This window comes from Mucilaginibacter sp. OK098 (genome assembly GCF_900142915.1).
Classification (GTDB): Bacteria; Bacteroidota; Bacteroidia; order Sphingobacteriales; family Sphingobacteriaceae; genus Mucilaginibacter.
This window is the reverse complement of the sequence record NZ_FRCM01000009.1, coordinates 305,193-329,193: the sequence shown is the minus strand read 5'-3', so window position 1 is coordinate 329,193 and position 24,001 is coordinate 305,193. Positions and strand designations below refer to the sequence as shown.

Annotated in this window: 19 protein-coding genes; 8 read left to right on the top strand and 11 right to left on the bottom strand. The window is 41.2% G+C overall.

What is annotated here, in order from left to right; translation table 11 throughout:
* Positions 1 to 34 precede the first annotated feature (34 nt).
* Entirely contained in the window at positions 35 to 1,108 is a 1,074-nt protein-coding gene (gene prfA, locus BUE31_RS27300) for a peptide chain release factor 1 (protein ID WP_073407026.1), read from the bottom strand.
* Positions 1,109 to 1,392: 284 nt separating this feature from the next.
* Between prfA and BUE31_RS27290 the strand changes: the two genes are divergently transcribed.
* Positions 1,393 to 2,721, top strand: coding sequence for an alpha-L-fucosidase (locus BUE31_RS27290; protein WP_083620401.1), 1,329 nt, complete (start codon positions 1,393 to 1,395; stop codon positions 2,719 to 2,721).
* Positions 2,722 to 2,730: 9 nt separating this feature from the next.
* Here the strand turns inward: BUE31_RS27290 and BUE31_RS27285 are convergent, their stop codons facing one another.
* The 4 genes from BUE31_RS27285 to BUE31_RS27270 form a co-directional block, all read right to left on the bottom strand.
* Entirely contained in the window at positions 2,731 to 4,374 is a 1,644-nt protein-coding gene (locus tag BUE31_RS27285; RefSeq protein ID WP_073407023.1) for a M1 family metallopeptidase, read from the bottom strand.
* Between the two features lie 189 nt (positions 4,375 to 4,563).
* A complete protein-coding gene (gene gldD, locus BUE31_RS27280) occupies positions 4,564 to 5,142 on the bottom strand; it encodes a gliding motility lipoprotein GldD (protein WP_073407022.1) in 579 nt (192 codons plus the stop codon).
* The gene (locus BUE31_RS27275; protein WP_073407021.1) at positions 5,139 to 5,939 is read right to left on the bottom strand and encodes a shikimate dehydrogenase family protein; all 801 of its coding nucleotides are present in this window, start codon (positions 5,937 to 5,939) and stop codon (positions 5,139 to 5,141) included. Before BUE31_RS27275 ends, gldD begins: the two co-directional genes overlap by 4 nt.
* Before the next feature lie 97 nt (positions 5,940 to 6,036).
* A complete protein-coding gene (locus tag BUE31_RS27270; RefSeq protein WP_073407020.1) occupies positions 6,037 to 6,747 on the bottom strand; it encodes a YoaK family protein in 711 nt (236 codons plus the stop codon).
* Between the two features lie 359 nt (positions 6,748 to 7,106).
* Here BUE31_RS27270 and BUE31_RS27265 point away from each other — a divergent pair, with 359 nt between their 5' ends.
* From BUE31_RS27265 to BUE31_RS27250, 4 genes are all read left to right on the top strand, one after another.
* Positions 7,107 to 7,448, top strand: coding sequence for a hypothetical protein (locus tag BUE31_RS27265; protein ID WP_143167281.1), 342 nt, complete (start codon positions 7,107 to 7,109; stop codon positions 7,446 to 7,448).
* An 838-nt stretch (positions 7,449 to 8,286) separates the two neighbouring features.
* A complete protein-coding gene (locus tag BUE31_RS27260; protein WP_073407018.1) occupies positions 8,287 to 10,857 on the top strand; it encodes a phosphatidylglycerol lysyltransferase domain-containing protein in 2,571 nt (856 codons plus the stop codon).
* A gap of 5 nt (positions 10,858 to 10,862) precedes the next feature.
* Positions 10,863 to 11,570, top strand: a complete 708-nt coding sequence (locus tag BUE31_RS27255) for an AcvB/VirJ family lysyl-phosphatidylglycerol hydrolase (protein WP_073407017.1) — start codon at positions 10,863 to 10,865, stop codon at positions 11,568 to 11,570.
* 15 nt (positions 11,571 to 11,585) lie between these two features.
* Positions 11,586 to 12,320, top strand: a complete 735-nt coding sequence (locus tag BUE31_RS27250; RefSeq protein WP_159440754.1) for an AcvB/VirJ family lysyl-phosphatidylglycerol hydrolase — start codon at positions 11,586 to 11,588, stop codon at positions 12,318 to 12,320.
* A 29-nt stretch (positions 12,321 to 12,349) separates the two neighbouring features.
* Here the strand turns inward: BUE31_RS27250 and BUE31_RS27245 are convergent, their stop codons facing one another.
* The 4 genes from BUE31_RS27245 to BUE31_RS27230 all read right to left on the bottom strand — a co-directional run bounded on the left by BUE31_RS27245 (position 12,350) and on the right by BUE31_RS27230 (position 16,947).
* Positions 12,350 to 12,979, bottom strand: a complete 630-nt coding sequence (locus BUE31_RS27245) for a hypothetical protein (protein ID WP_143167280.1) — start codon at positions 12,977 to 12,979, stop codon at positions 12,350 to 12,352.
* A 77-nt stretch (positions 12,980 to 13,056) separates the two neighbouring features.
* Positions 13,057 to 14,322, bottom strand: coding sequence for a BamA/TamA family outer membrane protein (locus BUE31_RS27240; RefSeq protein WP_083620399.1), 1,266 nt, complete (start codon positions 14,320 to 14,322; stop codon positions 13,057 to 13,059).
* Between the two features lie 281 nt (positions 14,323 to 14,603).
* Entirely contained in the window at positions 14,604 to 15,359 is a 756-nt protein-coding gene (locus BUE31_RS27235) for a phosphosulfolactate synthase (protein WP_073407013.1), read from the bottom strand.
* A gap of 184 nt (positions 15,360 to 15,543) precedes the next feature.
* On the bottom strand, positions 15,544 to 16,947 hold the full coding sequence (locus tag BUE31_RS27230) for a tetratricopeptide repeat protein (protein ID WP_073407012.1): 1,404 nt from the start codon (positions 16,945 to 16,947) through the stop codon (positions 15,544 to 15,546).
* A gap of 238 nt (positions 16,948 to 17,185) precedes the next feature.
* On the opposite strand from BUE31_RS27230, the gene BUE31_RS27225 reads away from it, so the two are divergent.
* The 3 genes from BUE31_RS27225 (at position 17,186) to BUE31_RS27215 (ending at position 21,632) form a co-directional block, all read left to right on the top strand.
* Entirely contained in the window at positions 17,186 to 18,727 is a 1,542-nt protein-coding gene (locus BUE31_RS27225) for an L-piperidine-6-carboxylate dehydrogenase (protein WP_073407011.1), read from the top strand.
* 121 nt (positions 18,728 to 18,848) lie between these two features.
* Positions 18,849 to 20,483 (top strand): S8 family serine peptidase, encoded by a 1,635-nt coding sequence (locus BUE31_RS27220; protein ID WP_073407010.1) that lies wholly within the window; start codon positions 18,849 to 18,851, stop codon positions 20,481 to 20,483.
* Positions 20,484 to 20,648: 165 nt separating this feature from the next.
* Positions 20,649 to 21,632, top strand: coding sequence for a pyruvate dehydrogenase complex E1 component subunit beta (locus BUE31_RS27215; protein ID WP_073407009.1), 984 nt, complete (start codon positions 20,649 to 20,651; stop codon positions 21,630 to 21,632).
* Positions 21,633 to 21,763: 131 nt separating this feature from the next.
* Here the strand turns inward: BUE31_RS27215 and BUE31_RS27210 are convergent, their stop codons facing one another.
* Both BUE31_RS27210 and BUE31_RS27205 read right to left on the bottom strand, forming a co-directional pair.
* The gene (locus BUE31_RS27210; protein ID WP_073407008.1) at positions 21,764 to 22,444 is read right to left on the bottom strand and encodes a response regulator transcription factor; all 681 of its coding nucleotides are present in this window, start codon (positions 22,442 to 22,444) and stop codon (positions 21,764 to 21,766) included.
* A complete protein-coding gene (locus BUE31_RS27205) occupies positions 22,416 to 23,945 on the bottom strand; it encodes a sensor histidine kinase (protein WP_159440753.1) in 1,530 nt (509 codons plus the stop codon). Before BUE31_RS27205 ends, BUE31_RS27210 begins: the two co-directional genes overlap by 29 nt.
* Positions 23,946 to 24,001 lie beyond the last annotated feature (56 nt).

Here is a 24,001-nt window from a genome sequence, read left to right as displayed (position 1 = left end):
AACGTTGCATCACAAATCCGGATGGCTTCAAAAATTACGCTACCGTTCCTTCTTTCAGCTTCTCGGCGTTTTCAGCAAATTGCAGGGCTTCCATTATGTCCTGTAAGTCGCCGTTCATAACGCCAACCAGGTTATATATGGTTAAGCCTATCCGGTGTTCAGTCAAGCGGCCTTGCGGGTAATTGTAGGTACGTACTTTGGCAGAACGGTCACCGGTTGATACCATTGTTTTACGTTTTTTGGAGGTTATTTCCAGGTGCTTTTGCAGCTCCATTTCATAAACTCTTGAACGCAATACCTGTAATGCCTTATCGTAATTTTTCAATTGAGATTTTTGATCCTGGCACTGTGCAACAATACCCGATGGTATGTGTGTTAACCTTACCGCAGAATACGTTGTGTTTACCGATTGCCCACCCGGACCGGATGCGCAGAACAGATCCTTACGAATATCACTCACCTGCAGATCGATATCAAACTCATCCACTTCCGGTAATACCACTACAGTAGCTGCCGATGTATGTACGCGGCCCTGGGTTTCCGTATCAGGTACGCGCTGTACGCGGTGCACGCCCGATTCATATTTTAAATTACCGTAAGCGTCTTCTGCATTAACATTGAATACAATTTCCTTGTAACCGCCTGATGTACCTTCGGTATAATCAACAAGCTCAGTTTTCCAGCCGCGTCTTTCGCAATAGCGCATATACATGCGGTAAAGGTCGCCGGCAAAAAGGGCAGCTTCATCACCACCTGTGCCACCACGAATTTCAATGATTGCATTTTTTGAATCCTCGGGATCTTTCGGGATCAGCATCAGGCGGATGGTTTCTTCCATCTCATCCTGCTTAGTCAGCAACTCGTCAAGCTCCATCTTAGCCATCTCGCGGAATTCTTCATCCTTTTCGGTAGCTAAGATCTCCTTGTTGCTTTCAATATTGCTCATGATGTTGCGGTAGATGTTGTACTGATCAACAACTTTGGCAAGGTCTTTATATTCTTTATTCAACTGGGCAAAACGCTTCATATCAGCCATGGCATCAGGGCTGCTCAGTTCAGCTTCTACATCTTTCCAGCGTTGAAATATTGCTTCTAATTTCTCTAACATAATTTTGACCGCTTATTTTATTGACTGCGGTAATTCTGCTGTTTTTACTATGATTGGCTTAAACGATAAGCAGATCTTAAAATCCTGCTATCCTATTAATCCCATAAATCCTAGTTTAAAAAGCCCACAAAAGTACGGAATTTTGGTCGATTATTTTTCATTGCCGTGTAAAGAGAACCGCTGATTAAAAATGATTAAGGGATTTCGCTGATTTTCTATCCGAACCCATAAATAAAAACTTACTAATATTGCATGGTCTATTTATGAATCAAAATACCGTCGTGATGAAAAAAACAATGCTGCTGATCCTTTTTTGTTGGTTATCTGTTTATTGCCGAGCTCAAACGCAAACTGATCCTAAAGCCATTAAAGAGAAAATGGAATGGTTTGCCGATGCCAAATTGGGCATTTTTATTCATGCGGGCATCTATTCGGTAAATGGTATTGATGAATCATGGAGCTTTCATAATAAAAAGATCAGCTATGCTGATTATATGAAACAGCTTAGCGGGTTCACACTCAAAAAATATGACCCGGCAAGTTGGGCTGACCTGGTTAAGGAAAGTGGCGCCCGATATGCGGTTATTACTACCAAACATCATGACGGGGTAGCTATGTACGATACGAAACAGGATAACTTGAGCATAGTAAAGGCTGCGCCCGCTAACAGGGATATGGTAAAACCTTTTTTCGAGGAATTGCGCAAACGGGGCATTAAGTGCGGCGCCTATTTTTCATTAATTGATTGGTCACATCCCAACTATCCGGGTTTTTTAAAAGATAGTTCGCGTTATGCAGTGCAAAAAGATTATGACAGATGGAATAATTTCAGAACCTTTTTCCAGGGGCAGATCACCGAAATAAACAATATGTTTAAGCCCGATCTGTGGTGGTTTGATGGCGATTGGGAGCACAGCGCCGAAGAGTGGGAGGCGGAAAAAGTACGGCACATTATACTTTCTAAAAACCCCGCTGCAATTATTAATGGCCGTTTGCAGGGCTATGGAGATTATAATACACCTGAACAAAATTTCCCCGTTACCCGGCCGCCATTTAACTGGTGGGAGCTTTGTATGACGATTAATGATAACTGGGGCTATCAGCAGGCAGATCAGAACTGGAAGACACCTTACGAGATCATAACCATTTTTGCAGATGTGGTTGCCAATGGTGGGAACCTGCTTTTAGATATAGGCCCAAAAGAAGACGGAACTATTCCCGACCAGGAAGTTAACGTGTTGAAAGAGCTGGGGGCATGGAATAAAAAGCATGCAGAAGCTATATTTAATACTACAGGAGGAATCCCGGCCGGGCATTTTTATGGCCCTACAACTTTATCAAAAGATTCAACCACGCTTTATTTATTTGTAGCGGGCAAAACAAGCGGACAACTGATGCTCAAAGGGCTGGATTGTAAAATTGACGAGATCTCGGTTCTAGGTAATGGCGCTAAGCTAACCTATAAAGTTGTAGGTAAAATATCATGGAGCCCTGTGCCCGGATTGGTATATATAGACCTGCCCGATGGAGTACAGGATAAGTATATGACGGTTTTAAAGCTAAAGCTGGATAAGCCGGTAAAGTTATATCGCGGGCAAGGTGGGCTGAAGTAAATCATAACCCTAATTACCCTCGCTTACCGCAAATGTTGCCAGCAAATTCACATTAGGGTCTGCGTTTACATCTGTCGGCTTTGCAGCAACTTTAAACTGAGCTGTGGTGATCCTGTCTTTTAGGCTGACAGTATGCAACTGTTTATCTATGGAAATCTCTATCGGCACTTCATATAAGTAATCCTGCTTTTGAGTAACCATTAGTTCAACCATGCCTTTGGTTGCATCGTATTTCCAGCTAATCCCCAGATCGGGATGGCCGGGGGTGTAAACCCATTGTTGAAAAAACTGTTTCAGATCCTTTCCACCGGCCTGCTCCATTATTTTTTGCAGACCGCTTGTATAAGCGTTACCGCCATTGTATTTAGCATAATAGTTCCTGATGCCATTCCAAAATGCCTGATCACCTAATTTTCTGCGGAGCATGTGTAATACCCAGCCGCCCTTTTGGTAGCTATTGGCGTTTAGCAATTGCATGTAATTGTCTTTTACGGCAGTATCAACAATAGGCGTATGTCTCCTCTTTTCGAAGCCGAAAACAGTTTCCCGGTCTTCAACTAAACGCTTTTTTAAGGTGTCCGCACCATATTTGTTTTCAAGGTAAAGGTTGGTCATGTAGGTGGCAAAGCCCTCGCTCAGCCAAACATGCCCAAAGTTTTTTTCGCTGGCAGCATCGCCAAACCATTGGTGGGCAATTTCGTGCGCCATTAGCTCTTCAATCCCTTTTGTGGTGGTGGAGTTTTCAAAGTAGAAGATGGCCCCAGCATTTTCCATACCGCCAAATATGGTTTTTGACTGCACGTTGGCCAGCTTTTTATAAGCAAAAGGACCAACATGCTTTATGTAATAAGGCAAAATTTCAGTTGCAACCGCATAGTTTTTAAAACCGGCATCCTTATTTTCCGGGAATACATAGGTGTATACAGGAATGCCATCTGCATCTCCGGGATGATCTATCGCAAAATCCGCGATGCCAATTACCATTACTTTGGTTGGAAGCAATGCGGTTTCTTTCCAGTGGGTAAGCTTAAAATGGTTTGGCAAAACGGTTTCTTCAACCTTTAAACCATTTGAAACAACACCATAATGATCTGGCGCGGTAACTACAAAATCAACCTGCGCCTTATCGCCCGGATAATCAGCACAAGGAAGCCAGTTATGGGCACGATTAGGCCAGTTATCACCAAAAAAAGTACGGTGCCCAAATTTATTGGTTGAGATGATGAGCCCATCGGCAGGAATGCCACTGTAAGCTATTGTATAGCTATGGATGCTGTTATTTGCCGCGCCTGCCTTAATGGTAATAGCTTCAGCCTCCTGTATAAAGGGAACAGCTTTATCATCTTCGGTTACGGAAGACACCAGCATGCCTTTACCGTTGTTATTTGTTTTTTTATTATTTCTTACATGCTCACTGCTGGCATTACCGCCTGAATCAGCTTTGGAGCCCTTTTGTTTAACAAGATCAAGCTGAAACGAATTTACATCCTTCAAAAACTTGATCCGCACTTTAGCCTGACCTTTAATGGTATCGTTGGCATCGTTAAGCTGGATAGCGAAGCGGTAGTGCTGCACATCAAAAGTTGGCGTCTGTGCCTTGGCTAATAAGCAGCTCATCAATCCAAAAGCAAAAAATAAAAAGGCTTTATACATGGCGGTAATATTTAAATTCTAAATATAAAAATCTTAAACAATTCTGATATCAAATAGTGATCGCAAGGCTATCCCTTTTCATGCAATGGCGTAACACACCCCTTCACCCCTCTCAAGAGGGAAATCGCACTACTCCATGCTTTTTAGAACCCCACTTTCCTTCTTCCGGACTTTCGGACTCTCCACCCCTCACTTCCACTTAAAGCTCTTTATCATCAAATCCACATCCTTTTTCACAAAAGTAAGCACAGGCTGGATGGAATCAAGCCGGGGCTCAGAATTAAAATAAAGCGCTCCTCGAATGTAATTTTTGGTGCTGTCAGTCAAATAAAACTGTACGGATGATGCCGCGTTGCCATCAATAGTATAATAAATGCCGTAAACCTTACGGTCGGGATAACTGATAACACCCTCGTCAATACCTGTTGCTTTTACGGTGTGCTTAAAGCTTAGCTTATGGGCATCTTCCACCAGTTCATTAAATTCTTTTTTCGACAGGATATGCTCATAGCTCAGGTGCAGCGTTCCTTTAAACTGCGGAAATTGCATATTTAACCAGCAAGGTTTTGCTTTAGGGTTTTTATCGGGCTCAATTACTGCATATTTTGGATATTGAAAAGTGAACGGACAACCCGATATATAAGGCTGATAAGCCTTTTCCGGGAAAACAATGCGGTAATATCCCCTTGGCTTTGGCGAAAAATCATGATTACCACTACAAGCGGCAAAAAGCAGGATGGCTAAAATGGGCAATACAATTTTTTTCATGGATGGATGTGTTTGTCTGTCCATATTTCCCAGCTCTTTTCGGCTTGCAGGATTAACATTTCGTAGCCGTTTTTTATTGCCGCTCCCTGTTCTTCGCCTTTTTTTAAAAATAAGGTTTTTTCGGGATTATACACCAGGTCGTAAAGTAAATGATCTTCGGTTATGGCTTCATACGGAATAGGGGGGCATTCATTAACATTAGGCGAAGTTCCCAACGGGGTTGTATTAATGATAAGGGTGTGCAGCTTTATATGGTGCGGTTTAATATCTTTAAACAAAAGATTGTCGCCAAGCGGCTTGCGTGTAACCACTTTATATTTAATACCAAGGTTCTCCAATACACACTTCACTGCTTTTGCAGCACCACCATCACCCAAAACCAATGCATGGTCATGCGAGTCTTTTAATAACGGCTTTAATGACATTTCGAAACCATAAATATCAGTATTGAAACCTTCCAGTCTGAAATCATGATCTTTTATGCCTAACTCACCTGAAAATGCAGCCTCAACCGGGCTTTCGGCGCTTATACGGATACAGTTAACAGCGCCGGCATTTTTTGCATCATGTTCAATCCAGTCAAGATATTTGAGCACCTCTATTTTGTGCGGAACGGTAACATTAAGCCCGCAGATGTGGGGATGGAGGTCTAACAGATCCTGCAGATCTTTTATATTTTCAAATGGATAAAGCTCATATACCGCATCAGTGATATTTTCCTTTTCAAACTTTTCAGTAAAGTATTTTTTTGAAAAAGAATGTGAAAGTGGATAGCCGATAAGCCCGTAATGTTTCATGCTGTAATATTAAGAATTCGAATCAAGAGTCAAGAACCAAGAGCCAAGAAAAATAGCAGTGAGAGGCAAAACTCATTAAAAGAAAAAAAATACCCGGTTATGGCAGGTAGAGGACCTTTGCTTTTTGCCTCCGCCAGCAAATAGCAAACGCTACGCTTAGCAAACCGGCTGGGATAAGAAGGGCATAGTCATGCAGCTTTAAAGTAGTTAAAGCTGCTAAAATAGCCCCGGTTAAAAAGCTGAGGCAAACCAGGCCGAATAAACGGGCTTCGCGAAATGAAACCGGGTCATAACCCGGCATAGTTCCCCTAAAAAATGCTTCCGCAAACCTGCGCAGGTTACCGGTGGTCATCACGGAGTTATAAGTCCATGATTCCAGCCTGGTAAAACTTGAATTTTGCATGGCAGCAACCAGTGATATTGACAGCACTAATAAAATATCAGGAAATGATGCCGATAAAAACGAGGCGGTGATAAGGACAATAATTTCAAGCCCCAGGCAGGTAAGTGCGGGTTTGGGAAAATGTTTCAAAACAGATGGAAAATGCATTCTGTAAGCGATAAACACCCCGGTTAAGAATGCTAAAATAGCCGGAATATGCCGCATGCTCTGATACCAGTTCCCGGTTGCAATATCAATTCCAAGGAACACGATGTTCCCTGTCATGGAGTTCGCAAAAACGCGGCCATGGCCCACATAAGTAAAAACATCCAGAAATCCGCCGGAAAGCGTGAGCAATACCGCTACCTCTATTGAATTATCGGAATATACCTGTACCGGATTGTCAGCCTTTGGTTCTAAAGCCATTATGCAATTTTCATTAATAGTTTTCTGAAAAGGACGAAAGGATCATACGTGCCTGTCATCTAACAGGATGTAAAAATATCAAGAAAACAGGCAATTATGATTATTGATTTATCTTATTATCCCGTTTTGTACTTTCTTTCCCGCAGGCCTTCGACCTGCGTAATAAGGAGTGTTTAAGTTCTGAAAGCCATTTCCATGGCAAAGAGGTTGAAGTTTGCACACCATTGCTATTAATAACTATATTGCTCTATCACTTATATCAAATGAAAAAAACAATCTTCCTTTGACTATTCGTGTTTGCCCTTACAAAAAGTTACGGGCAGGCACATTCTGCCTCCGCCATTAAACCTCCTGCCTACATGACTGGCAGCTTTGAAGATGATTACCAGATCCGTTATAAAATAAATGATACGCTTTGGCTGCAATTGCCTAATACCCGTTTTCACATTATTAAATGGAACCCGGAGAAAATGTACCTTATTGCAAAAAATGATGCTAAAAACCCGGGCGAGGGAAATCTTTATACCCGGATAGATTATATGACCTTTGATAATATGGGCGCATGGAAGTGGGGCTATTGCCTTACTGCCTACAACGCCGCAACTGATGCTATTGCCGAGGCAACCGCCGCCGCCGACAGGGGTAACCCGATGAAAGGTTGCAATGGCTATCCTTTTTCAAGGATGAAGAGGGTGAAATAATTTTCGAAGGCTTGTTTTTTTAACCCTCCTATTTTTGCTGAAGATGCTCCTTTATTTATAGGCTTTGAGGGCCTTTTTGCAGGATTGAATATTAATCAGGCATATTCTATAATTTAACTATAGGTATTAAATAATGGCGTTTATATTTTGAAATGTAATTTTTGTTTAAGAAATTTAACTCAGTAATTAATATTACAGTATTAACCACAAAATTTTAAACCGAAGAAAAATGAAAAAACCAAGTCTAAAACCTTCAACCTTTCAGAAAGGAGAAATGCTTACAAGAGAGCAAATGAAAAATGTTATGGGTGGTGGTATTACTCCCCCTATACTGTGCTTTAGATGCTGCCCAAGTGATCCGTGTTCTCCCATCCGTCATATGTGTCCGGAAATACTATGCGGAGAAATATAAGCAGGCAGGAAAGGCTGTATTAAAAACAAAAGAGCAAAACATGTTCCGGAACTTTTAATACGGCCTTCTTTATATTACAGGCTCTAATATTCTATCAAAGTTTTGAAATGTGGCATGACACCCCAGCAATTAGCCCCAATTTTTAGATTATAAAAGATATCGCCCCAAAGCATGCCCATTTAGGCTTATTAGCATTTTAACCATAAAACTCTTTTACAGGTGTAGCACAAGCACCGTGTTATCCGTAATGTATTTCATCTGTTTGTAAAATCTCACCTTTAAAGTTACGTGGAGGCACTGTGTGTTGTTATATTAAATGAATGTAACGAAAACTTTACCAATTTTGAGGAAGATTTAAAATAGGGGTTGCCTTTGAATGGTTAGGTGGCCTTTCAAACCATTAAATAAAGTTACGTTTCTGAATACATGTTTAAAAAGCTTTTTATAAAACCCAGGCTATACCTGAGTGAAATTACTGGTGTACTGTTGCTGATTCTTGCTATTTATTTTATCAGAAGCCAGGGAGAGGAGCTTAGAAATGTAGGCAATTATATTCGCTCTGGTAATCCTTTGTGGATTATTACCGGAATTATAATTACGGCTTTGTATATCTGTTTACAAGCCCTTATGTACCAGGCCAGCTTTCGGGCGCTTCAGCTAAAATTAAGCCTGTGGAAATCAACTGTCCTGTTCTTAAAAAGAAATCTTATCAGTATTTTCTTACCTGGAGGAAGCATAACTTCGCTAGCCTTTTTTACGAAGGATATCCAAAAAGAAACCAGCGAAGAAAACCGGACCCGGATCCATTTTGCAAGTACTATATATGGTTTTACAGGTATTGTTTCAATAATTATCCTTTCAGTTCCGGTTTTAACCTATTTAGCACTAAGCGGCGATAGCTGGAAAAAGGCTAACCAGGCAGTTGCTATTATTATTTTCCTCCTGATATTAATGCTTTATGTCTTAACTTCTTTTTTTAGAAAAGGGTGGGTATATCGTTTATTAAGCCGGTTTATACCAAAAATAAGTACGGAATTTAAAGATCATCCTGATTTTAAGTTATGGTTCTCCCTTGTGAACATTTATGCCATCTTAATAGATTTTGCCGGTGTAGCACACCTCTACATCGCCATGCTGGTTATGGGGGCGGATGCAAGCTGGAAGATAGCGCTGATAGGCTATGTTATAGCAACCTTAATACTTGTTATTTCTCCGTTTTTAAGAGGAATTGGGGCCATTGAATTTTCTCTTACCGTAATATTAAAACATTATGGGTATTCCACTTCAGAAGCATTGGCCATAACGCTTATTTATCGCTTGTTTGAGTTTTGGCTGCCGGTATTTGCAGGCATTGTTAGCTTTATTCTCAGAAAAGGAAATATGATACTTCGGGTGATCCCGGCACTTTTACTTTTGGGATTAGGCTTGATCAATATTATTTCAGTTTTAACCCCATCTCTGGGGTATCGGGTACGGTTGTTAAAAACCTTTTTACCGGCTGATACCATTTCAGCATCCAATTACCTGGTATTTATAGCAGGCTTGCTTCTTATTATCACTTCAACATTTCTTTTTAAAGGATTAAAGAACGCATGGCGGTTTTCTATTTTGCTTTGCGTTTTATCATTAATTGGTAATATAACCAAAGCCTTTGATTACGAAGAGGGAATACTAGCCCTTATTGTGTTACTGGTGTTATGGTTTACCAAAAAACAATATTATATAAAGCATAGTATCCGCCTGCAAACCATTGGGATAGAATCCTCTATATTGATATTCAGCGGAATTATTATTTATGGGGTTACCGGTTTTTATTTTTTAGATAAGAGGCATTTTGGCATCGACTTTCATCTTCTGGACTCAATCAAGCACACCTTTTATAATTTTGTTTTGCTGGATGTAAAGGACCTGGCTCCCCAAACAAAATTCGCCTCTGTTTTCTTAAGTACCATCCGCATTAGCGGGACTTTATCACTCGGTCTTATTTTTTTTACGGTGCTTAAACCATACTTTATTAGCATTGAACATGATGATGAAGATTTTATTAAAGCCGAGGGCCTTATCAAAAAGCTGGGATCATCGCCTGTAGATTATTTTAAAACTTATGAAGATAAGCTATTGTATTTCGGCAAGCGGCGTGAAGGCTTGATCTCCTATCGAATGGCAGGTAGTTTCGCTGTTGTACTGGAGCAGCCGGTTTGCGCAAACAGACAGGACGAGATGACGCTGCTGGAAGAGTTTGAAGAGTTTTGCATTGAATCGGGTGTGCGATCAGCCTATTACAGGGTTGAAGAAGAAAGCCTGCGCCTTTTTCATTCCCTTGGAAAAAAATCGCTCATCATTGGACAGGAAGCTATAGTTGATCTTGATAAGTTCACTTTAGAAGGCAAGAATAAAAAGTCTATGCGGAATGGTTTAAACAGCCTTCAAAAAAACGGGTTTAAAACCAATATTTATCACGCACCCATCAAGGATGGCTTGCTTCAAAAGCTGGAATACGTTTCTAACGATTGGCTTAAAAGTACCAACCGTGAAGAAATTGTATTTACACAAGGAATGTTTGACTGGGAAAAGCTAAAAAACCAAACCATTATCACGGTAGAAAATGATGATGAACAAGTTTTTGGCTTTTTAAATATAATCCCTGATTTTGCCCCCAATGAAGCAACATATGACCTGATCCGAAAAAGCAGCGAGGCCCCGGGCGGAGTAAACGATGCACTTATTATAGCCTTAATAGACTATTGCAGGCTTAATAATTATAAATACCTTAACCTGGGTTTGGCGCCCTTATCCGGCATTGACCAGGCAAAAGACCTGCCTGAAAAAACGCTAAAGTTTGCATACGAAAAGCTTCAGCAATTCAGACACTACCGGGGGCTTAGAGATTTTAAAGAGAAGTTTTTGCCTGCATGGCAAAATAAGTATTTGATCTATGAAAATCATTATGATCTTATCAGTCTGCCAAATGTGCTTAATAAAGTAATGAAACCATAATTTCAATGAAGCGCATAAGACTCTTAATACTGTTATTGCTAACCGGGACATTATGCGCCGGTAACGTTAACGCAATTATTCCACATCATGATGGCTCAACGATCATTGCGGATCTTCCGGTAATTATTACTAAAGCCAAAATAGATAAGGAAGATAAACTGGTTCTTTTTATTTCAGGAGATGGCGGGTGGAATACCTTTAGCCAGAAACTTGTTGATTGCTACGCTTCAAACGGATTCAATGTTATTGGATTGAACAGTTTAAAATATTTCTGGAAAAAGAAAACTCCCCAGGAAACTGCTAATGACATTGCTGAACTGTTGAATAAATATGCAGGCGAATGGCATAAAAAGAAGATTGTAATATGTGGGTTTTCATTTGGTGCGGATGTTGCTCCTTTTATTTACAGGCGATTGCCGGATGATTTAAAAAATAAAATAGTTTTAATCCAGTTAATTTCGCCCTCTTCGTTTACAGATTTTGAAATTCACGTTATGGACCTACTTGGCTCACATAACTCTGTACGCTCAATGAATATTGCTTCAGAAGTTAAATTAATGGATGTGCCTGTAGCGTGTTACTATGGCGACCTTGAAAAAGAAAAGCCGCTAAGTGAACTCAAAAAAGCTGATTTTAAGGTAATTATTTTGAACGGAGACCACCATTATGCAAAAAGCTATCCGGAAATAGCAAAAATAAGCCTATTATTATAAATGCTTTTGCGTGTTATGCTTAACGTGTATAAATATAGGTGGAAAGAAATTTTTACATGCCTGTTTATCCTGTTTTTTTTTAGCAGTTGCGGCCTTTTGCTAAAGAGGAGGACTGTAGCAAACAGGGGGATTGAAACAGAAGAATTTGGGCTCCCGCTAATTATTTATCACCCGTCAAACCCAATGGCCTCAAAAATGATCGTGCTGCTTTCTGGCGATGGGGGCTGGCTTGGTTTTAATGATACACTGGCGGTTCAGTATACAAAAAGAGGATACCATGTTGTAGGTTTTAACTCCAGGACGTATTTCTGGCATCAAAAAACCCCGGATGAAACCGCGAATGATTTTATCCAGGTGATCAGAAAATACAGTGAAGAGTGGAAGTCAAGGAGAATTGTTTTGAGCGGTTTTTCTTTTGGTGCAGATGTTGTTCCGTTTATATATAACAGGCTCCCTGCTGATTTAAAAATTAAAGTCAGCCAGCTTCAGTTACTGTCGCCATATTTATCCTCTGATTTTAAGGTTCGTTTAACAGATCTGATTAGCACCGGTGATGACAACAGGACCTATAAGGTAAAGGACGAAGTGGAAAAAATAAATATCCCGGTCTACTGTTTCTACGGAGAGCTGGAAAACCCGAAACCACTGGCCGATATCATGATGAAGAACTTTTTTCTTAATTTCCTTCCCGGAGACCATCATTACCAGAACAGCTATACGCAGATTGTTTCGTCAATGCGAAAAAGATAACAGCCCAAAGTATTTAAATTTTTAGGTAGCTATTTCAAATTCACCTTCATACCTATTCGGTAAGCTAAACCACGGGGGTTTACATCTTCGTTATTAAAAGACATGTGCACACCGGTAAACCCGGTGCTGGTATATAAGCTTGCATTGCGGCTCAGTTTTAGCAATAAACCAAATCCGCCAAATGTGTAAAGGCCCTTATCTGTTACATTACGGGTAGCTTCAATATGCTGAGGGTCCTCCTGTTCATACTTTATAAAAGTTGAGTATCCAACATCTGCAACCGCAAAAGGAGATACGGTCCATTTAGGAAAAGGCATGTAACGAAAATCGGCCAGAACCGGGAATATTTTCATATGCCAGAGGTTATAGCCGTTATCTACATGCAATCTGCCATAATCATAAGCAATGCCCAGCCCCATAGAGAAGCTGGTTGTTGGGTTATACACCACAAATGCATACCCGCCATTAAAATGGCTGTGGTGCACTGTTATGAAGTGCTGATATTCAGCAATAACAGAAAGTTTTTTATACCAGGGCGAATCTGTTTTAATACTATCGGTAAACTGCTCTTTTAAAGGATTTGCCAAACAATTGAATGAAACGGAAAGAAAGATTAGTAAAAGTAATATTCTATAGTAAAGTTGTAAATGCTTAATCATCGTATATGTTTTTATGTTATTCTTTAATTATATAATCTGAAAGTTCTTCATCATTGCGGCTTATATTACCCGGGCGATCAAAATACTTCATTTAGCCCTATAAACAGTCCTTTTGCACCATAGTTGCCTACCCCGTAGTCTATGCAAATATTTGAACGTGTATACTTGTTAAGTAACAGGCGAAGGCCTAGTCCTTCCCCTGAGTTCCATTTTTCAAATAGGGTTATTCTCTGCTGATTACTGCCGGTTTGAATGTTTACAAATACGACGCCGCTTAATAATTTATTTTCAGTGATCGGGTACCGGTACTCCAGCTCGTTAAAATAAAAGGAGGTGCCTTTAAATCGTCCAATGGTATAAGGCCGGCCACCTCTTTCTTCCGCATCAGTACCGGTACCCGGTAATTCAAGATACGGAATAGATCCTTTTAACAAGTAATTGCCCCAGAGCCAAAAGGCTAAAACATGTTCAGGGTTGGTGCTTGATAATGACCAGTATTTTTTAAATTCTGTTTTCAATTGAGCCGCGCCGTGTTCGCTCCCCAGCGCTTCTGAATTTATGCGAAGGACAACATCCGCATAAATGCCCTTATAAGGCCTGTTAGGATGATCCAGTGAATTGTACTGCAGGTTAAATAATATCCCATTCGCCCAATATCCCCCTAGTGGATAATTGTTTCTTACGCTATACGCGATATTATGGCTGCGCCTTCTTGCAAATCCTTTTGGTGGTTTATCAATATTTTGATACCCATCAACAATGAATCCCATTCCTGCATAAAAATCATCAAATAATTTATGGTACACCTTTTCATACAATTTCACATAGGTAAACTTGATAGATAGAATATCGGGACTATTATCAAGTGGCAATCCATTGAGTACGAAATTATCATCGCTTTGCCGGGCATGGCCGGTTCCTACTCCGTAATCCAAAGCAACTGTTCTTCCAAACTGGTAACCACCCTGGAAATTCCACCTGTTATGATTGCTAAAAGCATTGTGTTTAAACTCGGCCGATGCAAGGCCATTGGTTGAAACAAAGACATTTGTATTGAAAATGGAAAAAGTTGTGTTGGCCGGATCGCCAAAAATTTTGCCTTCGGAGAGTACAATTCCAAACTCCAAACCATAACTTGGGCTGTATCCAACAGAGGGCAGAAGCGAGAGATTAGAATGTGACTGGGCGGTATCGCTATAACTTTTAATCTTAAAAAAAGATCTGATAATATCTTGTATATCTTTCGTTTTGTACAGCGAATCGACCGGCGCCTTTTTAACGCCGGCAAATGCTACCTGATTGAAAAAACAAAACAGCAACAGCATGTTTCTGCTAAGATGCATACAAAAATAGTGGCTTAATAGGGCGCGAAGATAAATACATGATTAGTAGCTTCAGTGAAAACATTTGGCACCTTTATTACTTCAGCTATCTTTATTTCTCCGCTTTTTTACAGCTACAAAATCTTAAGTAACTGTAAATCTTGTATTTAAGTCGAAGCAGAAATTAAAAAGCAGCTTATAGCTGCTGGTTGTAAAAAATTACTTATTTAAAAAATTACCGGGAGATGACGGCCGAAAGGTGGTCAGAAGGCCTTTTATAAATATGCGGGCACAATTCTATCTTACAAAAAATGATCAAAAGTATCACTCCTGATGCCAAGGCGAAGCGTTTCCAGCGGGATCACATCAGCAGGGGCTATATTGCCTAAACTTACATTGGCGCCAATTAATTTGATGAACCAAACCTGCTGCGCTTTTTGGGGAGCCTCCCAGATAATGGTCTCTTCGGGGATCTGGGTAAGGATCTCATCAACCAAACCCTGCCTAACCTCTCCCGAATCGCGGTAGATGCCAACATTGCCGCTTTCGCGTGCCTCGGCAATTACCTTCCATGAGCCGGCCTCAATTTCGGCCTTCATCAAATTGATCCATTTATAAGGGGCAAAGATCTTTTGCACATCTTTTGAGCCAACTTCGGATATTACAGTAGTTAGCTTTGAAAGCTTTTGAATATACTCACATTTTATATCATGCTCCAAAGTGATGGAACCATCCGATACCTCGGCGTAATCCATTTTAAATTTATCAAGCAGGCGGCAATAATCATCAAACTGATTCCTTACTATCATCGCCTCAAATAATGTACCTCCAAAATAAACAGGAAGCCCGGCATCACGATATATCTTTAACTTTTCTGTAAGGTTAGGGGTAACGTACGATGTAGCCCATCCCAGTTTAACCATATCAGTATAAGTACCCGCAACTTCCACAAAATCTTCAGCCTGGCGCAGGCTAAGCCCTTTATCCATAACCATGGTTATGCCGCTGTTACGTGGTTTTGCTACCCGTTCGGGAAGATTATTGATCTGATAATTCATAAAATACTCACAGGTTATAGACTATAACTAAAAGTTTTAACGGCGCAAAGGTCGTAAAAAAAGCCAAAATTGGTAGAAATTTTGGCTTTTTTTAGAGATTAGAGGTTAGTGATCAGAGATTAGTTGTTCCGGATGATTCGAAATCAAGTTTTTTTCCTAATCTCTAACCTCCAGCCTCTAATCACTATTTAGTATACCTATTAATAATATCCACAATCACTTTGTTCTTCTGCAGCTGTGGTAAATAATCAAACAGGATGTAATGTTTTTCCGGGTCTGACGCCAGGGCCATTTCAAGGTGGCTTAGGGCTTCGTTGTACTCGCCTTTAGCAAATAAATAGGCAACCATACGATAGTAAAGCTCGGCAGCATCGGGATTGTTTTTTATAGCCTGTGATATTACTTCAATGGCATCAACCAGCCTTTGCTGTTCATATAATATTGATGAATAGTCAAGCCACGCATCCACATCAATAGGGTTAAGCTCCACTACCTTTTCATAGGCTTGTTCGGCTTCGGGCAGGTGGCCCAGCTTATATTCGGCGTCGGCAATAGCAAACCAGTAATCGGCATTGGCAATGTCCAGGTCCAGCGCTTTTTTGTAGAAGTGCAGGGCTTCAAAATATCGTTCTTCAAAATCAAGCGTAACGCCTATCCCAAACCAGGCATCAGCCAGCTTAGGGTCCATTTTAACCGATTTTTTGTAGAAAGCACGCGCATCGTCCATCTGCTCCAGCTTTTCGTAGCATTCGCCTATGGCACAATAAGTATCGGCATTAGGCTGCTCATACTCAAAGGTGTGGCGATATACTTCAATAGCCTCGGCATATTTTTCAAGGTTCACCAACGCATTGCCTTTATTAAAATAGGCTGATGCAAAGCTGTCCTTAATTAATATGGCATAATCATAAGCATCAATAGCTTTTTCAAACAAGCTAAGCTTGGTAAATGCGTTGCCTAAATTATACCATGCGGCATAGCTGTAAGGCTCGTTATCAATATATTGCTGGTAAAACAAAACGCTCTCCTGCTGATTGTCAAGCACATCGTAGCAAAACGCCAGCTCATACAAAGCATCCTGGTTCTCCATATTTTGCTCAAGGCAAAGTTTAAGGTAGGTTATGGATGTTTCATAATCGCCCATGTTTTGGTACACGTAGGCAATATGCAGCAGCACCTCGTCGGTTTCTTCGGCAAGGTCAAGCGCTTTTTCATAATTTTCCAAGGCTTCGCCGTAGCGTTCCATGCTTTCATACATGTTACCGCGGATAAGATAAATATCAGGGTCTGACGCTTCCAGCATGGCGGCTTTTTCAAGCGCTTCAAATGCCTCGGTAACCTTGTTGGTTATCACTAAAAGCTGGGCCTGCTTTATCAGGAAAACGGCAGCAAACGGATGCTGGTTACGTGCATATTCTGCAACCTGTAAGGCTTTCGGCGGATCGTTCTTTTCGATATAGTAGTCGATAATGTTCTCAAACGCCTGGGCATCAAAAAAGTACTGATCATGATTACGAATCATCTCTTCGTACCGCTCTACCGAAAACTTTGGGTCTTCGGTAAAACCAAATTCAAATTCTTCTTCCATTCAATTTTGTTTCAGAACACATACTCTGTTGAAGCCTTCAAAATCGCTCTTAGGGCCTAAACCGAGATTAAATTACAAGTAATAAACATCCATAATACAAATTAGTTATCAACATCCAAACATTGTTAACAGGGATAATTGCAAAGCCTTGATAATTAATGTGAATCATTTTGCCGGCAAAGCGTGGGTTGATAATAATTTGCCTTAAAGATTTTTACCTTTGGCAAAAGTAACAATTATGAGCCTTAATATTTCAGATATTCTTAATCGTTTACATATAAACGACATAAACGATGCCTTTAGTACAGGTAGTAACTGGGTAAGCAGCCCTGATTCTGCTATAAAAGATATAGTATCGCCAACTGACGGTAAAAAAATAGCATCGGTAAAATTTGCTACGGCAGATAATTACAACCAGGCAGTTGAGCAAGCGCAAAAAGCATTTATTAACTGGCGCACGGTACCCGCACCAAAACGTGGCGAAATTGTGCGCGAAATAGGAAATGCCCTGCGTGCTAACAAGGAAAGCCTGGGTGCGCTTGTATCCTATGAAATGGGCAAAAGCCTGCAGGAAGGTTACGGCGAAGTACAGGAGATGATTGATATTGCCGACTTTGCCGTTGGCCTTAGTCGCCAGCTATATGGCCTTACCATGCACAGTGAGCGTGTGCAGCACCGCATGTATGAGCAATACCATCCGTTGGGTATTGTGGGGATCATCTCTGCATTTAACTTCCCGGTAGCCGTGTGGAGCTGGAATGCTATGCTGGCCTGGGTTTGCGGCGATGTTTGCATTTGGAAACCATCAGAAAAAACACCGTTAACGGCTATTGCCTGCCAGCATATTGCACAGGAAGTATTTAAAAAACATAATATTGACGAAGGCGTATCATGCCTTGTTATTGGCGACAGGGAAATTGGTGAGCTAATGGCTAATGACCCGCGTGTGCCGCTTATTTCTGCAACCGGCTCAACCCGCATGGGCAAGTCGATAGGTGCTGCTGTAGGTGCAAGGCTTGGCCGGAGTTTGCTGGAGCTTGGCGGCAACAATGCCATTATCATCAGTGAAAATGCCGACCTGGATATGTCATTGATAGGTGCGGTGTTTGGCGCAGTGGGCACGGCCGGGCAGCGTTGTACCAGTACCCGCAGGCTCATCATCCACGAAAGTGTTTACGATGCCTTTAAACAAAAGCTGGTAAATGCCTACAAACAGATCCGCATTGGCGATCCGCTTGATGAAAATAACCACATGGGGCCGCTAATTGATAAAGATGCGGTTAGCCTGTACCTTGATTCAATTGAAAAATGCAAAGCTGAAGGTGGTAAATTTGTTGTTGAAGGCGGCAAGCTTGAAGGAGATAAATATGCATCAGGTTGTTATGTAAAACCCTGTATAGCCGAGGTTGAGAACCATTACAAAATTGTACAGCACGAAACCTTTGCACCCATCCTTTATTTAATAAAATATAAAACGCTGGATGAAGCCCTCGCCCTGCAAAATGGCGTACCACAAGGCTTATCATCAGCTATAATGACAGGAAATTTGCAGGATGCGGAACAATTTTTATCATACGCCGGTTCTGATTGCGGAATTGCGAATGTTAACATAGGCACATCCGGTGCAGAGATAGGCGGCGCATTTGGCGGCGAAAAAGAAACAGGCGGTGGCCGCGAGTCGGGCTCAGATGCCTGGAAAGTTTATATGCGCAGGCAAACAAATACTATAAACTATTCAAAAACGTTACCCTTGGCTCAGGGAATTAAATTTGATCTGTGATTAGGTTGAAGGTTGTAAGGGTTGTAGTTGTTGTAAAGGTTGAAAATTAACTATACTTTACACGCTGCAATTTTTAATATTGCAACTTTTACAACCCTTACAACTTCTACAATTATATAAAATGCATAAATTACGTAAGTACGCTTTAGGCTCCCTGGTATGCGGAGCAATGTTTCTAAGTCTGAATGCCACAGGGCAGCAACTACCTAAGCAAGCACCTGATCCGCCAAAGAATTGGCATACGCTTGATTTAAAAACTGATGGTTTTTATGGTATCAGCCTTAAACAAGCTTACCTGTTTATAAAAGGCAAAAAAAGTAAAACTGTAATAGTTACTACTATTGACAGTGGTATTGATACTTCGCAAACCGATTTGAAAAGTATTTTGTGGGTAAACCCCAAAGAAATCCCAAACAATGGAATTGATGACGATAAGGATGGTTTTGTTGATGATGTGCATGGCTGGGACTTTTTAGGCGGCAAAGGCGGAAAGGTTGATTTTACCGAAACTACTGAAGAAGTGAGGCAGTATCATAAGCTTAAGGGTAAATATGCAACTATCACCACTGCACCTGCAGGCCAGGAAAAGGAGTTTGCATTTTGGCAAAAAGTAAAGACCAATTACGATAGCACCATGAGCAAATCACAGGCCGAGGTGAAAGACCTTACAATGGAGGTTAACGTATTATCGGCCACAAATTATTATATAAAAAGAGAGCTTAAGCTGCAGTCGGACCAAACTTTTACCCTGGCCGACCTTGGGAAAATAAAGACGGCTAATGACACCATAAACCAGAGCAAAACGGTTTGGGAATCTGTTTTTTCGCAAATCGGCGATGACACCAACAATGCCAAGGTACTTAAAGACCTTACAGAGTATTTTGCCAAACAAAACAACAACATTACTCCTGACCTGGATGCCCGCGCACGTATAGTGGGTGATGACCCGGATGTGAATGACGGAAAACCTTATGGCAATAATGTGCTTAAAAACCCCGATGCTTCGCACGGCACCGGTGTTGCAGGTTTAATTGGGGCTGTACGCAATAATGGCTATGGCATTGATGGTGTGGCAGATAATGTAAGGATAATGTCTATCAAAGCAGTGCCCAATGGTGATGAATATGACAAGGATGTTGCTAACGCGATCCGTTTTGCGGTTGACCATGGTGCGCAGATCATCAATATGAGCTTTGGCAAAAAGATCTCGCCGCATAAAGAATGGGTAGATGACGCTTTTAAATATGCTGCCGCAAAAGATGTGCTGCTGGTAATGGCATCGGGCAATGACAACCAGGATGTTGATGCCAAACCCGAATTTCCGAATGATACTTACCTTGATGGCTCAACTACTGATAATGTGATCAATGTTGGTGCATCTGGCCCTAAGCCAGATACAAGCCTGGCTGCTTCGTTTTCTAACTACGGCAAAATTCATGTTGATGTTTTTGCACCGGGTGTTAAGGTTACCTCTATAGATACCGATGCCGAATTTAACACAGCCGACGGTACAAGCTTTTCATCGCCGATAGTTGCAGGCATTGCAGCGCTGTGCCTGGAATATTATCCAAGCCTTAGCGCAAAACAGCTGAAACAAGTAATTTTAGAAAGTGCAACGCCTATTGTGGGCAAAATGGTTAATAAGCCCGGCACTAAAGAAAAGGTCGATTTTGCCTCGCTCTCAAAAACGGGTGGAATAGTAAATGCCTATAAAGCGCTGGAGATAGCTTCGAAAATGAAGGGGGAAAGGAAGTAAAGGAAGTTGGCAGTTTGTAGTCGGCAGTGGGCAGTGGTTTGCTGTACACAAGTAACAACTTTTTACATCGAACCGTAAAAACCTTGTTGTAGTTATAACACTAATTGCAAATAACACATTGTTGATTATATTTGCGTTCGCAAAAAACATCATTTTAATAATACGATGAGAGAAATACAATTCAGAGAAGCGCTTCGGGAAGCAATGAACGAAGAAATGCGCAAGGATGATAAAATATACCTGATGGGTGAAGAGGTTGCTGAATATAACGGCGCCTATAAAGTAAGCCAGGGTATGCTGGACGAGTTTGGTGCTAAACGTGTTATCGATACGCCAATCTCTGAGTGTGGTTTTGCCGGCATCGGTATTGGCTCGGCAATGAACGGTTTACGCCCCATTATCGAGTTCATGACGTTTAACTTTTCGCTGGTTGCTATCGATCAGATCATAAACGGAGCAGCCAAGATCATGTCGATGAGCGGAGGCCAGTTCACGGTGCCAATTGTTTTCCGTGGCCCAACCGGTAATGCGGGGATGCTTAGCTCGCAGCACAGCCAGTGCTTTGAAAGCTGGTATGCCAACTGTCCGGGCTTAAAGGTAGTAGTGCCTTCAAACCCTTATGATGCAAAAGGTTTATTAAAATCAGCTATAATTGATCCCGATCCGGTTATTTTTATGGAATCGGAGCTGATGTATGGCGATAAAGGTGAAGTACCTGAAGAAACCTATTATATTCCGCTAGGCAAAGCAAATGTTACCAAACAAGGTACTGATGTTACCCTTGTAGGTTTTGGTAAAATAATGAAGGTTGTTAACGCTGCCGCTGCCGAGCTTGAAAAAGAAGGCATCCATGCCGAGGTGATCGACTTACGTACCGTACGCCCTATTGATTATGATACTGTTATTGCTTCTGTTAAAAAAACAAACCGTTTGGTAATTGTTGAAGAAAGCTGGCCTTTAGGCTCAATAGCTACCGAAGTTGCATTTAAAGTACAAAAAGATGCATTTGATTATTTAGATGCACCCGTACTGCGCATTATGGGCGGCGACGTGCCATTGCCTTATGCACCAACCCTGATCCAGGAATACCTTCCAAACGCTGAAAGAGTGATCAAAGCGGTTAAGGAAGTTATGTATGTAACCAAGTAGTTTATTTGGTTGATTAAGTGAGTGGTTGATTAGGTTAAAACAGTCTAACTTAATCAACTCAATCTAACCCAATCAACTTATTCAACTAAAAATAAAAGAAGCCCGCTACTAAAATAGCGGGCTTCTTTTATTTACACGGTAAGCTTATAACCTACGCCCCTTATATTAATAATTTCAATTGATGGGTCCTGCTGCAGGTGCTTGCGGAGTTTGGTTATAAAAACATCCATGGTGCGGGTATTAAAAAAGTTATCGTCGCCCCAAAGCTTTAACAGTACCGCTTTACGGTCGAGCACCAGGTTTTTGTGCTGAATGAGCAAGGTTAGCAGCTCATTTTCCCGGTGCGAGAGCTTGCCAGTGAGCCGGCCGCTAAACCAGAGCTCCTGCTTGTTCATGTCAAAGGTATACTGCCCTATATCAGTACTTGATGGTGTTTGGCCTGCTGCTTTTCGGCGCAAAAGTTCATTCAGCCGTAATATCAGCTCTTCCAGGCTGAAGGGCTTTCTCAGGTAGTCGTTGCCGCCGGCTTCATAGCCTTTTATAACATCCTCCGTTTGCGATTTTGCCGTTAAAAACAAAACGGGCACCTGTTTATCTGTTTTGCGAACCTGCTCAACAAAGGTAAAGCCATCCATAAAGGGCATCATTACATCAACAATACAAATATCAAAAGCACTTTTGCGAATGGCTTCCGTTCCCAAAACGCCGTTAACCACATGGGTTACTATAAAACCCCTCGTCTGCAGGCTTTCACTCACAATTTTTGCAAGCTGCAGCTCGTCCTCAAGCAACAGAACTTTGGCTTGTTTCATGGTAAATAAGTGGTATGCTGATTATAAATTCTGTTCCGCGGCCCTCTGTGCTTATCAGCGATAGAGTGCCCTTATGTTTTTCAATAATACTTTTGGCATAGCTTAGCCCAAGGCCATAACCTTTCACATTATGAATATCGCCGGATGGGACACGGAAAAACCTGTCGAACACTTTATCCTGGTATTCTGCCGGGATGCCCGGGCCATTATCGTTTACCATAATAATGATGCTGCCATTTTCAATATACTGCGCAATATTGATCACAGTACCAGATCCGCCATATTTTATGGCATTATCCAGCAAATTGGCTATTGCATTTTTTAATAATGGTTCATCAGCCATCGCAGGCAAAATTCCATCTTTATTATTATAATTAACAGTCACGTTTGCAGCATCCGACTGCGGCTTATACTCCTGTATGATCCCGTTTATTAATTGATCAAAATCTACTTTAGACAAATTAAGACTGACGCTTTCCTGCTCCGATACTACGCTTTTCAGGATCTGGTCGATCAAGTTTGTGAGATTGCCCGCCTGGTAACGGATAATACCCAGGTATTCATCAACCGACGTTTTGCTCAGGTTAAAATCCTGGATGGCTTCGGCGGCTATGTTAATGGTGGCAACTGGAGTTTTCAGCTCATGGGTCATGTTGTTTACAAAATCGTTCTTCAGTTCGGCAAGTTTCTTTTGCCTCAAAATAGTTTTTACCGTGTAGGTGAAGCAAAAAACTGTAATGGCAATAAGGATCAGGGAACTTAGCAGCAGCCATTTCATCTGCCCGAAAATAACAAGATCAGGATCCGGGAACCATGCGCTGATGGTTTTTTGGGATGAAGAAAAACCGTAATTATAAGCCAGCGTAGCAAAGCTATAGCCCTTTGCAGGTTTATTACCCTCACTGAACTTTTTAACGGAGAAGTTGGTGATATAAAAGCGATGGGGGGTGTTAATGTCTCTTTTTAAAAGTTCAGCTTTAAATAAAGAATCGAGTTGGGCAAGGTTTAAACGATCTCTTTTATAGGCATTGTTCAAGCTGTCACCTAAATTTTGGGTCACAAAATAAACTTCCTTTAATTTTAACTGGTTATAAACATTGGTTTTAAGAAAGTAATTGATAATAAAGGCTTTTGTAGCGTTGCTAATGGCACTGAGCTGTTGTTTAAAGGTATCGATACTAAACGAGATCGATTTTGACCCTGCTACTTTTTGGTGTTTATCTGCAATGGCAAACACGGTTGAATGATAGGTAGTATTTACCTTGCAGGTAATTGAAACCAGACTGGTATCAGCCAGCCATGTTTTATATTTAGTCGCAAACTCATCCCTGCGTATATTGGTTAAATGTTCAACGGCGTCACTAAGCGCGCTGTTGCTTTCACTTTTAAAGGCCTTAACAGAACCCTGGTATGCCTTGTAATTCCAATAAAGCTGCAGGCACAGCAAAAATGTTGTGCAAAAAGCCATTGATATTACCACCAGGTTTATCCTATTTTTCATTGCCGATGCAAAATAGCAGTTCATCAGCATAAACCTGCTAAACGTTAACACTAATT